General features: G+C 58.2%; 15 protein-coding genes. 9 read left to right on the top strand and 6 right to left on the bottom strand.

Annotated features, from left to right (window positions below; all coding sequences use genetic code 11):
- Positions 1 to 38: 38 nt before the first annotated feature.
- Positions 39 to 533 (bottom strand): YqaA family protein, encoded by a 495-nt coding sequence (locus B9Z35_RS07920; RefSeq protein ID WP_108283154.1) that lies wholly within the window; start codon positions 531 to 533, stop codon positions 39 to 41.
- 145 nt (positions 534 to 678) lie between these two features.
- Here B9Z35_RS07920 and dusB point away from each other — a divergent pair, with 145 nt between their 5' ends.
- The 4 genes from dusB to B9Z35_RS07900 all read left to right on the top strand — a co-directional run bounded on the left by dusB (position 679) and on the right by B9Z35_RS07900 (position 4,885).
- Positions 679 to 1,713: a tRNA dihydrouridine synthase DusB gene (gene dusB / locus B9Z35_RS07915; protein WP_108283153.1), complete on the top strand. Its 1,035-nt coding sequence runs from the start codon at positions 679 to 681 to the stop codon at positions 1,711 to 1,713.
- Positions 1,706 to 1,942 carry a helix-turn-helix domain-containing protein gene (locus B9Z35_RS07910; protein WP_104801377.1) on the top strand — a complete coding sequence of 79 codons (237 nt, stop codon included), beginning with the start codon at positions 1,706 to 1,708 and terminating at the stop codon, positions 1,940 to 1,942. Before dusB ends, B9Z35_RS07910 begins: the two co-directional genes overlap by 8 nt.
- A gap of 12 nt (positions 1,943 to 1,954) precedes the next feature.
- Positions 1,955 to 3,541 carry a bifunctional phosphoribosylaminoimidazolecarboxamide formyltransferase/IMP cyclohydrolase gene (gene purH / locus B9Z35_RS07905; protein ID WP_108283152.1) on the top strand — a complete coding sequence of 529 codons (1,587 nt, stop codon included), beginning with the start codon at positions 1,955 to 1,957 and terminating at the stop codon, positions 3,539 to 3,541.
- A gap of 69 nt (positions 3,542 to 3,610) precedes the next feature.
- On the top strand, positions 3,611 to 4,885 hold the full coding sequence (locus B9Z35_RS07900) for a DEAD/DEAH box helicase (protein ID WP_108283509.1): 1,275 nt from the start codon (positions 3,611 to 3,613) through the stop codon (positions 4,883 to 4,885).
- On the opposite strand, the gene B9Z35_RS07895 is transcribed toward B9Z35_RS07900, so the two are convergent.
- From B9Z35_RS07895 to B9Z35_RS07880, 4 genes are read right to left on the bottom strand one after another with little or no spacing between them, the layout of a single operon-like run.
- Entirely contained in the window at positions 4,882 to 5,235 is a 354-nt protein-coding gene (locus B9Z35_RS07895) for a DUF6172 family protein (protein ID WP_108283151.1), read from the bottom strand. The genes B9Z35_RS07900 and B9Z35_RS07895 overlap by 4 nt on opposite strands.
- A 51-nt stretch (positions 5,236 to 5,286) precedes the next feature.
- A complete protein-coding gene (locus B9Z35_RS07890; protein ID WP_108283150.1) occupies positions 5,287 to 5,733 on the bottom strand; it encodes a hypothetical protein in 447 nt (148 codons plus the stop codon).
- Positions 5,730 to 7,025 carry a glutamate-1-semialdehyde 2,1-aminomutase gene (gene hemL, locus B9Z35_RS07885; protein WP_108283149.1) on the bottom strand — a complete coding sequence of 432 codons (1,296 nt, stop codon included), beginning with the start codon at positions 7,023 to 7,025 and terminating at the stop codon, positions 5,730 to 5,732. The genes B9Z35_RS07890 and hemL overlap by 4 nt, the downstream gene beginning before the upstream one ends.
- A 13-nt stretch (positions 7,026 to 7,038) precedes the next feature.
- A complete protein-coding gene (locus B9Z35_RS07880) occupies positions 7,039 to 7,980 on the bottom strand; it encodes a bifunctional hydroxymethylpyrimidine kinase/phosphomethylpyrimidine kinase (protein WP_108283148.1) in 942 nt (313 codons plus the stop codon).
- A 16-nt stretch (positions 7,981 to 7,996) separates the two neighbouring features.
- On the opposite strand from B9Z35_RS07880, the gene B9Z35_RS07875 reads away from it, so the two are divergent.
- Together B9Z35_RS07875 and B9Z35_RS07870 are read left to right on the top strand one after the other, a co-directional pair.
- Positions 7,997 to 8,200, top strand: a complete 204-nt coding sequence (locus B9Z35_RS07875; protein ID WP_108283147.1) for a rubredoxin — start codon at positions 7,997 to 7,999, stop codon at positions 8,198 to 8,200.
- Between the two features lie 5 nt (positions 8,201 to 8,205).
- The gene (locus B9Z35_RS07870) at positions 8,206 to 8,853 is read left to right on the top strand and encodes a hypothetical protein (RefSeq protein ID WP_108283146.1); all 648 of its coding nucleotides are present in this window, start codon (positions 8,206 to 8,208) and stop codon (positions 8,851 to 8,853) included.
- Between the two features lie 83 nt (positions 8,854 to 8,936).
- On the opposite strand, the gene B9Z35_RS07865 is transcribed toward B9Z35_RS07870, so the two are convergent.
- Complete coding sequence (locus B9Z35_RS07865; protein ID WP_108283145.1) at positions 8,937 to 10,436, bottom strand: deoxyribodipyrimidine photo-lyase; 1,500 nt, start codon at positions 10,434 to 10,436, stop codon at positions 8,937 to 8,939.
- 22 nt (positions 10,437 to 10,458) lie between these two features.
- Between B9Z35_RS07865 and B9Z35_RS07860 the strand changes: the two genes are divergently transcribed.
- Genes B9Z35_RS07860 through pyrR form a run of 3 tightly spaced genes read left to right on the top strand, consistent with a single transcriptional unit; the run spans position 10,459 to position 12,145 of the window.
- A complete protein-coding gene (locus B9Z35_RS07860; protein ID WP_108283144.1) occupies positions 10,459 to 11,190 on the top strand; it encodes a YqgE/AlgH family protein in 732 nt (243 codons plus the stop codon).
- The gene (gene ruvX, locus B9Z35_RS07855; RefSeq protein ID WP_108283143.1) at positions 11,187 to 11,645 is read left to right on the top strand and encodes a Holliday junction resolvase RuvX; all 459 of its coding nucleotides are present in this window, start codon (positions 11,187 to 11,189) and stop codon (positions 11,643 to 11,645) included. The genes B9Z35_RS07860 and ruvX overlap by 4 nt, the downstream gene beginning before the upstream one ends.
- The gene (gene pyrR, locus B9Z35_RS07850) at positions 11,642 to 12,145 is read left to right on the top strand and encodes a bifunctional pyr operon transcriptional regulator/uracil phosphoribosyltransferase PyrR (protein WP_108283142.1); all 504 of its coding nucleotides are present in this window, start codon (positions 11,642 to 11,644) and stop codon (positions 12,143 to 12,145) included. The genes ruvX and pyrR overlap by 4 nt, the downstream gene beginning before the upstream one ends.
- The last annotated feature ends 5 nt before the right edge of the window (positions 12,146 to 12,150 follow it).

The raw sequence follows: 12,150 nt of genomic DNA, 5'->3' as shown, positions 1-12,150 counted from the left end.
AAAGCCGCTCAGTGAGCGGCTTTTTTGTTGGTGGGCGATTAACCCATCCCCCAATGCTGCGGAAACACCCAAAGCAACCCACCCGTCATCACCACATACCGCGCAAACTTACCCACCGCCATGTAGGCCACGCACGGCCAAAAGGGCAGGCGCAGCCAGCCGGCCACGGCGCACAGCGGGTCGCCCACGCCGGGCAGCCAGCTCAGCAGGCAGGCTTTAGGGCCTAGGGCGTGCAGCCAGCGCAGGGCGCGGGCGTCTTGGGCGGATGTTTCTTTGTGGCGTAGTTTGTCGCTCACCTTGTGCGCGCCGTGCCCCATCCACCAACTGATAGCGCCGCCAATGGTGTTGCCAGCTGTGGCCACAACGATGGCTGGCCAAAAGAATTCGGGGTTAAGTTTGACCAAGCCAAACACCACAGGTTCCGAGCCCAGCGGCAGCAAGGTGGCCGACACCAGCGACACCACAAATACGGTGCTCAGGCCGTATTCGGGCAGGGCCAAGGCGGCCAGCACAGATTGCATCCAAATTTCCATGCGCTCAGTGTAGTGACGCCAGCAGCTAAATAAAGCCAATCCTTCGCGAAGCCTTACAAAATGGTCATTTTCAGACCACATGCTGAAATTTTGAGCAGGTACAATAACGCCTCCTTTTTAAGCACTCCTCACTTCTTCCCACCCCATGCACATCGGTCCATACACACTGGCAAACAACCTGTTTGTCGCGCCGATGGCTGGCGTGACCGACCGCCCGTTTCGCATGTTGTGCAAACAGTTGGGCGCGGGCTATGCGGTGAGCGAGATGGTCACCTCGCGCAAAGACTTGTGGACCAGCCTCAAAACCTCGCGCCGCGCCGACCACACGGGCGAGAGCGGTCCCATCGCTGTGCAAATTGCAGGCACCGATGCGGCCATGATGGCCGAGGCGGCGGTGTACAACATTGAGCGCGGTGCGCAAATTATCGACATCAACATGGGTTGCCCCGCGAAGAAGGTGTGCAACAAATGGGCAGGCTCGGCCTTGATGCAAGACGAGCCACTGGCCATGTCCATCGTGCAAGCGGTGGTCGATGCCGCGCAGCCCCACAACGTGCCCGTGACGCTGAAGATGCGCACCGGTTGGTGCGACGAACACAAAAACGCCGTGGCCTTGGCCCGCGCTGCCGAGGCCGCTGGCGTGCAAATGATCACCGTGCACGGCCGCACCCGCGAGCAAGGCTACAAAGGCTTTGCCGAGTACGACACCATCACCGCCGTCAAGCAAGCCGTGCGCGTGCCCGTGGTGGCCAATGGCGACATTGATTCGCCCGAGAAAGCCAAAGAAGTTTTAAAGCTCACTGGTGCTGACGCATTGATGATTGGCCGCGCCGCGCAAGGCCGTCCTTGGATATTTCGGGAAATCGCGCACTACTTGGCCACGGGCGAGCACTTGGCTCAGCCTTTGGTGGAAGAAGTCAGCCGCTTGTTGCTGGCGCACTTGGATGAGCATTACGCCCTCTATGGCGAGAGCACCGGCGTGCGCAGCGCCCGCAAACACATTGCTTGGTACATCCGCAGCTTGCCTGGTGGCGAGGCGTTTCGCCAATACATGAACACCCTAGAAGACAGCGCGTCGCAACACCGCGCCGTGGCTGCCTTCTTCGATGACTTGGCCGAGCGTCACGAGCGCTTGCCCGACCCTGTTTTATTAGAAGAACCGTTAGCTTTGCATGAGTAAAAAACACATTGAAGAGGTGGTGCGTGCCAGCCTCGAAACCTATTTCCGCGACCTCAAAGGCACAGAGCCCGACAACATGCACGACATGATGGTGCGCGTGGTTGAAAAACCGCTGCTCGAAGTGGTGATGCAGCACGCCGACCACAATCAGTCACGCGCCGCCGAATGGCTGGGCCTCAACCGCAACACGCTGCGTAAAAAACTTCTCGACCACAAACTCATCAAATAAGACTGCACCCCAATGAAAGCACTCATCTCCGTCTCTGACAAAACCGGCATCGTTGAACTCGCGCGTGATTTGCACGCCTTGGGCGTGGGCCTCATCTCCACCGGCGGCACTGCCAAGCTCTTGGCCGAACAAGGCTTGCCCGTGACCGAAGTGGCCGAAGTCACCGGCTTCCCTGAAATGCTCGATGGCCGTGTGAAAACCTTGCACCCCACAGTGCACGGCGGCTTGCTGGCGCGTCGCGACACGCCCGAGCACATGGCTGCCTTGAAGGCACACAACATCGACACGATTGATTTGCTCATCGTCAACCTGTATCCGTTTGAAGCCACCGTGGCCAAGCCCGGTTGCACGCTGGTCGACGCGATTGAAAACATCGACATCGGTGGGCCAGCCATGGTGCGCTCTGCCGCCAAGAACTGGAAAGACGTGGGCATCGTCACCGATGCCAGCCAATACACGAATGTGATTGCTGAGTTGAAGGCCAACGGCAAACTCAGCGACAAACTGCGCTTTGCCTTGTCCGTGGCCGCGTTCAACCGCATCAGCCAATACGACGGTGCCATCAGCAACTACTTGTCGAGCGTGAACTTTGAAGCGGAGAAGCTGAGCGAAGACTACGTGCCCGAGCGCGCCCAATTCAGCGGCCAGTTCAACGAGCAATACGTCAAGGTGCAAGACCTGCGCTATGGCGAAAACAGCCACCAGCAAGCCGCTTGGTACCGTGACCTCGCACCTGCTGCTGGCTCGCTCGCCACTGGCGTGCAGTTGCAAGGTAAAGAACTCAGCTACAACAACATCGCCGATGCAGACGCTGCTTGGGAATGTGTGAAGAGCTTCGAGACCTCAGCGTGCGTCATCGTCAAACACGCCAACCCCTGCGGCGTGGCCGTGGGTGCGAACCCGCTCGAGGCCTACAGCAAAGCTTTCCAAACCGACCCCACCAGCGCCTTCGGCGGCATCATCGCTTTCAACCGCCCAGTTGATAAAGCCGCTGCCGAAGCGGTGAGCAAACAATTCGTCGAAGTGCTGATGGCCCCTGACTTCAGCGCCGAAGCGCTGGAAGTGTTCAAGAGCAAAGTGAATGTGCGCTTGATGAAAATTGCTTTGCCTGCCAACTACGGCGACGTGCGCAACGCGATTGAGACCAAGCGCGTGGGCTCAGGCCTGTTGCTGCAAAGCGCAGACAACCACGAGTTGGCTTTGGCCGACTTGAAAATCGTCACCGTCAAACAACCCACGCCTGAAGAGCTGAACGATTTGTTGTTTGCTTGGAAAGTGGCCAAGTTCGTCAAATCCAACGCCATCGTGTTCTGCAAAAACGGCATGACCATGGGCGTGGGCGCAGGCCAAATGAGCCGCCTCGACTCAGCCCGCATCGCCAGCATCAAGGCCGAAGCAGCAAAGTTGAGCCTGCAACACACCGTGGTCGCCAGCGACGCTTTCTTCCCGTTCCGTGACGGCCTCGATGTGGTGGTGGACGCAGGCGCTACGTGTGTGGCCCAGCCTGGCGGCTCCATGCGCGATCAAGAAGTCATCGACGCCGCCAACGAGCGTGGCGTGGCGATGGTGTTCACCGGTGTGCGTCACTTCCGTCATTGATTGCACCCATTGAATATTGACAACACCAACGCGTCGCTCGATGCGGCACTGACGCAAGAGCCTGCCACCGTGAGCTTTGCCCAGCTCGGCCTCAACGCCGAGCTGCAAAGCTCTGCAGCTCAAGCAGGCTTCACCGCACCCACACCTGTTCAGGTCGAAGCCATTGGCCACGTGCTGAACGGGCGTGATGTGCTGGCTACTGCCCAAACCGGCTCCGGCAAAACAGCGGCCTATGTGCTGCCCGTGTTGCAGCTACTCATGGCCACAGCCGCCTCACGTGACGAAGCCCCCAAGAAGCACAGCACCCAAGTGCTGGTGCTCGTGCCCACGCGCGAACTCGCCACACAGGTGAGCGACGTGTTGCGCGACTTGGCACGGCCTTTGGCTCAGTCCATCAAAGTGGGCACTTTGTTTGGTGGCGTGTCCATCAACCCCCAAATGATGAGCCTGCGCAGCGGTGCTGATGTGGTGGTGGCCACGCCCGGTCGCTTGCTCGACATCGTGGACCACAACGCCTTGAATCTCGGCCAAGTGCAGCATCTCGTGTTGGACGAAGCCGACCGCTTGCTCGACCTCGGCTTTGCCGAAGAGCTGCAACGCATCTTGGCGCTGTTGCCCGCCAAGCGACAAAACCTGTTGTTCAGCGCCACTTTCGAGCCTGCGGTGCAAACCTTGGCGGAGGCTCTGCTGAGCAACCCCGCACGCATCACCATCGCGCACACCGAAGCGCACGCGCCCGACATTGCGCAACGTGCAATTTCTGTGGACGAAAAAAGTCGCACCGCTTTGCTGCGCCACCTCATCAAAACGCACGCATGGAAGCGCGTGTTGGTGTTTGTGGCCACGCGTTACGCGTGTGAGCATGTGGCCAACAAGCTCTACAAAGCCGGCGTGTTTGCCACCGCGTTTCATGGCGAGATGAGCCAAGGCGCGCGTCAAGACGTGTTGGCCGAGTTCAAAGAAGAACGTTGGGAAGTGGTGGTCACCACCGACCTCGCGGCACGCGGCATCGACATCGCGCAGTTGCCTGTGGTGGTCAACTACGACTTGCCGCGCTCAGCCACCGACTACACCCACCGCATTGGCCGCACAGGCCGTGCAGGCGCCAGTGGCGAAGCCGTGAGCTTTGTCACCGCCGCTACATTGGCGCATTGGCAGCTGATTCAAAAACGTGCCCAAGTGCAGCTGCCACTCGAAGTGCTGGAAGGCTTTGCGCTCACTGACGTGCCACCACCAGTGTCGCCACTCAACGACGGCACGGGCGGCATCAAAGGTGCACGCCCGAGCAAGAAAGACAAGTTGCGTGCGGCTGCTGCGGCGCAAGCCGCGCAGCAAAAACCTTAATCGTTGTGGTCGTCATCCAAGCCGTCAAACGCATGACGTTCTTGGTGCTCCAGCGCTTCACCCGCTGGGCGCTTGGTGCGCACGCCGGGCTTGGCCAATAGTTCCACATAAAACTGAGTGGCTTGATTCGCCACTGCGTTGTCGATGCAGGTGATGACGTTGGCCAAGTGCACGACTTCGGCGGTTTCTTCGGTCAAGCCAAATTTGCAATCAAAGTCCCAAAAGTCTGCGCCTTCTGGTACGTCGCGGCGGCGTTCGCGTTTGAGGTATTTGCGAATGTCGTGTTTGATGGCTTCAAGCAAGCGGTCCGGGTGCTTGCCTTCGACCTGAAGTTGGAATGTTTTTTTCATGTGTGTCCTTGTGGGGAAAAGCGCCCGAGAAGGACGAGAGGTAAAAGCGCGTTAAGGCGCGACGTTGTATTTGAGTTGAAAGCTGATGGCGCTGTGCACACGGTCGCCAATTTTGGGAACGAAACCAACATTCAAGCCCAAGCTGCGGCCCTCGAATGCCAATGTGGGAACGGCTGCTGGAAACCAACCACCCTCGTGCATTTGTGGGTAACCATTGAAAGCGCCAACGGCCGCGCCGAGTTTGACGGGGCCAGCTCTGAAGGGCATGACATACGCACCCACATAGTGAGAGGTGGTGCGGTCGCTGTTTTGAAACACACCGGCAGTCAACGAATAGGTGTCTGTGATGCTGGCTTCAACGCCAAAGCCGCCGTTGTGGTTGTTCAGATTTTTATCTGTGTCAAAGTGGTACGAGTAAAAACCGGGGTTCACCCAAAACGCTGCAAAAGCAGCGGGCGTTGCGGCAATCACACACAAGGCTAAAAAAAGTTTTTTCATAGTTGTGCAAATACGTCTGCGGCAGCAGCCACAGTTTGAGCAATGTCGGCATCGGTGTGTGCGGCGCTGACAAAGCCTGCTTCGTACAACGCAGGCGCGATGTAGACACCACGGTCGAGCAAACCATGAAAGAGCTTGTTGAACTTAGGACTGTCGCTGGTCATGACCTTGGCATAGTTTTGTGGCAGCTCGGGCAATAAGAAGAAGCCAAACATGCCGCCTTGGCAATCAGCGCTGAAAGGCACACCTGCCTTGGCGGCTGCTGCGGTGAGTCCGTCGACCAAGCTTTGTGTGCGTGCACCCAATGCATCAAAGAAACCAGGCTTGGCAATTTCACGCAAAGTGGCTAAGCCGCAAGCTGTGGCCACAGGGTTACCGCTAAGGGTGCCTGCTTGGTACACAGGGCCAGTGGGCGCGAGTTGCTGCATGATGGCGCGTGGGCCGCCAAACGCTGCCAACGGCATGCCGCCGCCAATGACTTTGCCCAGTACGGTCACGTCAGGCTTGAAGCCGGGAATGAGTTTGGCGTACACGCTTTGTGCGCTGCCTAGTGCCACACGGAAACCGGTCATGACTTCGTCAAACACAAACAGTGCGCCGTATTCGGTGCATAGCTCGCGGCAGCGTTTCATGAATGGCACGCTCGCACGCACAAAGTTCATATTGCCTGCGATCGGTTCAATCATCACGCACGCGAGTTCTTTGCCGTGCAGCGCAAAAGCTTCTTCGAGTTGGGCGATGTTGTTGTACTCGAGCACCAAGGTGTCACGCACCACTTCAGGCGGCACGCCTGCGCTGGTGGGGTTGCCAAAGGTGGCAAGGCCCGAGCCTGCTTTGACCAGCAACGCGTCGCAGTGGCCGTGGTAGCAGCCTTCAAACTTGATGAATTTGCTGCGGCCTGTCGCACCGCGTGCCAAGCGCAAAGCGCTCATGCCGGCTTCAGTGCCTGAGCTGACCAAGCGCACCATTTCCATGGAGGGCACGTGTTTCAAAATCTCTTCGGCCAGCTCAATCTCGCGCTCGGTGGGCGCGCCGAATGAGAAGCCATCCAAGGCTGCTTTTTGCACAGCCTCCAGCACTACTGGGTTGCCGTGGCCCAAGATCATGGGGCCCCAAGAGCCGATGTAGTCGATGTACTTTTGGCTATTGGCATCCCAAAAGTAAGCGCCTTGGGCGCGTTGTACAAAGCGGGGCGTGCCGCCCACAGCACGAAACGCACGCACGGGCGAGTTCACGCCACCGGGGATGACTTGGGCAGCGCGGTCAAACAGGGTTTGGTTCAAATCGGTCATGGTTTTCTAACTATCAATGTTTGGTTTCGTGGCGCGGTAGCGAGAAGTCTTCTGCAGTGGCCGGCAGGCCGTCAGTGTCTTCGCCTGCGTCGCCTTCTTCATCTTCTTCGGCCCAAAACATGCGGTCGGGCACGATGTGGCCCATGCCAGGCCGAAAGCCGTTGTTGAGGCTTTGGTCAAGGTAATTCAACGCTTCACGTGTGGCCAGCTCAAGGTCGGTGCCTGCGGCCAGCACAGCTGCCAGCGTGATGCTCAGCGTGTCGCCAGCTCCGGCAAACACGGCGTCAAAGCGTTCATAGCGTTCGCTCACCATCACCGTGTGCGCAGTGGCCAAAGCGTTTTCAATGTGTTGGTCTGGGTGGTTGATGCCCGTCACCAGCACATAAGGCACGCCCACTTCGGCGGCAGCGCGTGCGATGTCGCGTGGACTGGGGCTTTTCTCGTTGCTCCACTCGGGCAACAACCAGCGCCACAGCGTGTTGTGGTTGCCGACCAGTACGGTGGTTTGCGGCAATATCAGTTCACGAAAAGCGTCTAAGTACGCGTCAATCTTTTCGTCTTCCCACCACGACAGGTTGGGCATGTAGGCAATGACGGGCACGTCGGCATAGTCGGTGCTGATCTCGGCAATGATGCTGAGGTTTTCGGGGTCGCCGCAAAAACCCACTTTGATGATTTGCACACTCACGTCTTCCAGCACGCTGCGGGCTTGTTCGGCGACTGCGTCTTCATCAAACGCGATGTGGTCAAAAATTTCAGCGGTATCGCGCATGTAGGCGCCCGTCACCACGGGTAGGGCGTGCGCACCGACCGAGGCTGCCGCCAACACGTCGGCGGACAAGCCGCCTGCACCGCTGGGGTCGTTGGCGTTGAACACCAGCACGCACGGTGGCGCGCCGCCTGTCTCATCAGACAGGGCAATTTCGGTGGGAAGGGGGGTATTTTCTGGCGCCATGGGTGGGGTCGATACAATGCATTTCATTCTATGCGTTGACGAAAGAAATACTGTGGCTAATACCTGGATGTGTCTGATTTGTGGATGGATTTACGACGAAGAGGCTGGCGCGCCTGAACATGGCATTGCCGCTGGCACTGCGTGGGCCGATGTGCCCATGAACTGGACCTGTCCCGAGTGCGGCGCACGCAAAGAAGACTTTGAAATGGTGCAAATTTAATCGCCATGGAAGTACGCGCGCAGTTTGAAAGCCATGTGTTGGCCTTGCTGCGCCATCGTCCCGCAGTGGATTTGCATGCGGCGCGTGAGCTAGAGCTGTTATGTCAACGCCAGCTCGATGCGGAAACCATTGCTGGCTGGCGCACCTTTTGGGCGCTGGCCACCCATTTTTTTGAAGGCATGCGATTGGCTCCCAATCGCAGCATTGAAGAGTCTGAGGCCAGCGCGGCCTCGCAGGTGCTGAGCGGTTTGCAGTTGCGCGAGCAGTTCAATGAGCACCACAAACCTGTGGAAGACAGCCTGCAAGTCATCAACCATCTGCTGTTTTTAGAGCAGGCTGATGTGATTTCGCAGCGCTTGGTGAGTATCTTGAATGACTGGTCTGAGTCGCCAGAGTCTGACTTGCCAACAGAAGCCCAGCTGGACGTGCAAAGCATGGCGCAGCTCGCGCAAGATGTGCAGCTAACTGCGGTTCAACAAGTGGCTGATTCATTGGCCGTTCAGTTGGCTCGCCTTCGCGCCAAACGTGTGGCGGACGACATCAAAACCAGCCTGAGCGGTGCCCAAGAGGTGAGCCGCTTGCTGCAGCACTTTGCGGTGGGCAGCCTGCGCGATGCGCAGCCGCAAGTGTTGGCGGCCCTCAAAGGCGAATAGCCTTTGATTTACTGCTACTAAGGCGATTGACAGCGCTTACGCGCTGTCGTGGTGAATAGCATTTGATCGCCTGCTGCCTCTCGTTACTTCACTTTCTTCACCACCGCATAGCGTTCCAGCGTGTGCGCACGTGCCTCGGCGTGGTCGACGATGGGCCTTGGGTAATCGCGCCCCAGCACCAAACCCGCTTCTTCTAATTCCAAAGGCTTGGCCAGCCACGGTGCGTGAATGGCTTTGTTGCTGAGCTTGGCAAGTGCAGGCACATAACGGCGAATGAACTTGCCTTCGGGGTCAAACTTCTCGCTTTGGTTGGTGGGGTTGAAGATGCGAAAGTAGGGCTGCGCATCGCAGCCGCTAGAGCTGGCCCACTGCCAGCCGCCGTTGTTGGCGGCAAGGTCAAAGTCGTTGAGGTGCTCCGCAAAATAGCGCTCACCCCAGCGCCAATCGATGCCAAGGTCTTTGGTTAAAAAGCTGGCCACCACCATGCGCAGGCGGTTGTGCATATAGCCAGTTTGGTTGATTTGCGCCATGGCGGCATCGACCAACGGATAGCCGGTGCGGCCTTCGCACCACGCGGCAAACAGCTCTTTGGCATGCTTGTGGTGATCCCATTTGATGTCGTTGTATTCGGGCTTGAAAGCTCCCGTCACCACACGCGGGTGGTGGTGCAAGATTTGGTGATAAAAATCGCGCCAAACCAGCTCAGACAGCCACACCTCTGCACCTGCCGAGCCCACCAACATGCGCTTGTACGCGGTCGATGCCAGTTGGCGAATCGACACCGTGCCAAAGCGCAAATGCACGCCCAAGTAGCTGGGGCCTTTGATGGCGGGGAAATTGCGGGTTTCGTCGTACTTGTCCATGCGGTCGAAGAAATCTTCAAACAAGGCCAAGCCGCCGGGACTGCCTGTTGGCACGTGCAGGCTGCTGAGGTTGGTGGGCTCAAAGCCAATGTCGGCCAATGTGGGGACCGGCACTTGGTAGGCCTTGGGCCGTGCGGCCAAGGCTTTGATGTATTTGCCCACGGGGTAGGACTTCAAATAGTAGTCGTTCACCTTTTGCAGCCATGCATTTTTGTAGGGCGTGAACACGCCGTAGGGCTTGCCCATTTGGGTCAACACCTCGCTGCGCTCAAAAATCACATGGTCTTTGAAGGTTTGAAAACCAATACCAAAGTTGGCTAAGCCGCCACGCACTTGGGCGTCGCGGGCAAGCGCGTCTGGCTCGTCGTCGTGGTTGGCAAACACCTCTTGCACGCCCAGCTCGTGTGCGAGGCGTGGCACTTCTGTTGAGGCCACCGCGTGTCGCACGATCAGGCCCGCACCAGCTTGGCCTGCTACGGCGTGCAGCTCAGCGTCCAGCGCGGCCAGCGATTCGCGGATGAACTCCACACGTCGGTCCGCGCGCGGCAGGCTGTCCAAAATAGCTTTGTCAAACACGAACACGCAGTGCACTTGCTTGCAGCTTTTGAGCGCTTGAAACAGCGCTGCGTTGTCGAACGCGCGTAGGTCGCGGCGGAACCACATCAGCCCTTTGTCCACGTGGGGCAAGTGGTGTGTAGATTTAGACGACTGGCTAGGCATGTTCACCCTTTAAAATTGCTGCATGACCGCTGATTCTGCCTCCATCAACCTGACGCATCATTTTTTGATTGCAATGCCCAGTTTGGAGGACGAGCTTTTTGCTAAAAGCGTGGTCTATGTGTGCGAGCACAGCGAACGCGGTGCGATGGGGCTGGTCATCAACAAACCCAGCGAGTTGTCGATGGAAGGCTTGTTCGAAAAAGTCGAGCTGCCCCTGCACCGCCAAGACCTGATGAACGCCCCTGTGCTGCAAGGTGGCCCCGTACATACTGAACGCGGCTTTGTGTTGCACGATGCGCTGTGGAGCCATGAGGCGCAGCATATCGGCGAGGCTGTAGCGGTGACGCCACCGGTCAACGCAGCAGATGCTGCGCAACAAGAGGCACATCAAGCCGCTGCCGAAGCCGCCACCGAAGTTGCCGAAGAAGCTGCGGCCCTCAGCGCCGTGAGCGACAAAGACACCGTCTACGCCTCCACCATGACCATCCCCGGTGGTTTGGAAATGACCACCTCCAAAGACGTGCTCGAAGCGCTGTCGATGGGCGCTGGCCCCAAGCGTGTGTTGATCTCTTTGGGCTACTCGGCTTGGGGTGAAGGCCAGTTGGAGTCGGAGCTGGCTGAAAACAGTTGGCTGACCGTTGGCGCAGACATGGCGGTGATTTTTGACACGCCAGTGGAACAGCGTTACGCGCGAGCCATGAAGTTGTTGGGCTTAGAGCCTTGGATGCTGTCCAACGAAGTGGGGCACTCATGAGCGCAGCGTTGGATGTGACCACACAAACTGCAGCGCCTTTGGCATCTGCGCCAAAGCCAGCGGTGCCAGCCCACTTTCAATCCTTTCTTGCGTTTGACTTCGGCGTCAAACGTACCGGCGTGGCCTACGGCAGCCGCATGCTGCGCGAAGCCCAGCCTCAAGCCACGGTCAATGCTGAAGGCGATGCCCGTTGGGCTCTTATCACCAAACGCATTGCCGAGTGGCAGCCAGACGCACTGGTAGTAGGCGTGCCGTATCACCCAGACGGTGCGGCGCACGAGAACACGGCCAAGGCCAAAAAATTTGCACGCCAACTCAATGGGCGTTTCAACCTGCCTGTGTTTGAAGTGGACGAGCGTTACAGCACCACAGAAGCGCACAGCCAAGGTGCCAAAGATGCAGACGCTGCATCGGCTTGCATCATCCTCAATCAATTTTTTCGAGAGAACTTATGAGTACCCACGGAAACCTCATGCTGGACGCAGAGAGCTTGTACACCGAGCTGCTCAAAGGCGTGCGCAGCATGCTCACGCCCACCACACGTTTGGTGGGCATCACCTCGGGTGGTGCTTGGTTGGCAGCACGTTTGCAAAAAGATTTGAATCTTGAAGGTGAAGCCGGCAGCATTTCGTCAGCCATGCACCGCGACGACTTTGCACAACGCGGTTTGGCCGATGGCGGCCAAACCAAGCTGCCGTTTGAAGTGAACGGCGCACACCTCATCGTGCTCGATGATGTGCTCTACACCGGCCGCACCATTCGCGCCGTGCTCAATGAGTTGTTTGACTACGGCCGTCCTGCGCATGTGCAGCTGGCCGTGTTGGTTGACCGTGGCGGCCGCGAGCTGCCCATTCAGGCCGACTACGCCGCAGCGCGTGTGGCACTGCCCGCTACCCAATCGCTGGCGCTGACCAAAGACGACAACGGCCAATTTAATTTCTCAGTGAAGGGCTGATCACA

Source organism: Limnohabitans sp. Jir61 (assembly GCF_003063545.1).
Taxonomy (GTDB): domain Bacteria; phylum Pseudomonadota; class Gammaproteobacteria; order Burkholderiales; family Burkholderiaceae_C; genus Limnohabitans.
Note: the sequence above shows the minus strand (reverse complement) of the source record. Positions and strands in the feature narration are given on the sequence as shown.

Bases quoted from the DNA above. Each gene is read 5' to 3' on its own strand.
- B9Z35_RS07860 (WP_108283144.1), top strand. From the start codon at position 10,459: ATGACCGCTGATTCTGCCTCCATCAACCTGACGCATCATTTTTTGATT.
- B9Z35_RS07880 (WP_108283148.1), bottom strand. From the start codon at position 7,980: ATGGCGCCAGAAAATACCCCCCTTCCCACCGAAATTGCCCTGTCTGAT.
- pyrR (WP_108283142.1), top strand. From the start codon at position 11,642: ATGAGTACCCACGGAAACCTCATGCTGGACGCAGAGAGCTTGTACACC.
- purH (WP_108283152.1), top strand. From the start codon at position 1,955: ATGAAAGCACTCATCTCCGTCTCTGACAAAACCGGCATCGTTGAACTC.
- hemL (WP_108283149.1), bottom strand. From the start codon at position 7,025: ATGACCGATTTGAACCAAACCCTGTTTGACCGCGCTGCCCAAGTCATC.
- B9Z35_RS07920 (WP_108283154.1), bottom strand. From the start codon at position 533: ATGGAAATTTGGATGCAATCTGTGCTGGCCGCCTTGGCCCTGCCCGAA.
- B9Z35_RS07870 (WP_108283146.1), top strand. From the start codon at position 8,206: ATGGAAGTACGCGCGCAGTTTGAAAGCCATGTGTTGGCCTTGCTGCGC.
- B9Z35_RS07890 (WP_108283150.1), bottom strand. From the start codon at position 5,733: ATGAAAAAACTTTTTTTAGCCTTGTGTGTGATTGCCGCAACGCCCGCT.
- dusB (WP_108283153.1), top strand. From the start codon at position 679: ATGCACATCGGTCCATACACACTGGCAAACAACCTGTTTGTCGCGCCG.
- B9Z35_RS07910 (WP_104801377.1), top strand. From the start codon at position 1,706: ATGAGTAAAAAACACATTGAAGAGGTGGTGCGTGCCAGCCTCGAAACC.
- ruvX (WP_108283143.1), top strand. From the start codon at position 11,187: ATGAGCGCAGCGTTGGATGTGACCACACAAACTGCAGCGCCTTTGGCA.
- B9Z35_RS07875 (WP_108283147.1), top strand. From the start codon at position 7,997: ATGCATTTCATTCTATGCGTTGACGAAAGAAATACTGTGGCTAATACC.
- B9Z35_RS07865 (WP_108283145.1), bottom strand. From the start codon at position 10,436: ATGCCTAGCCAGTCGTCTAAATCTACACACCACTTGCCCCACGTGGAC.
- B9Z35_RS07895 (WP_108283151.1), bottom strand. From the start codon at position 5,235: ATGAAAAAAACATTCCAACTTCAGGTCGAAGGCAAGCACCCGGACCGC.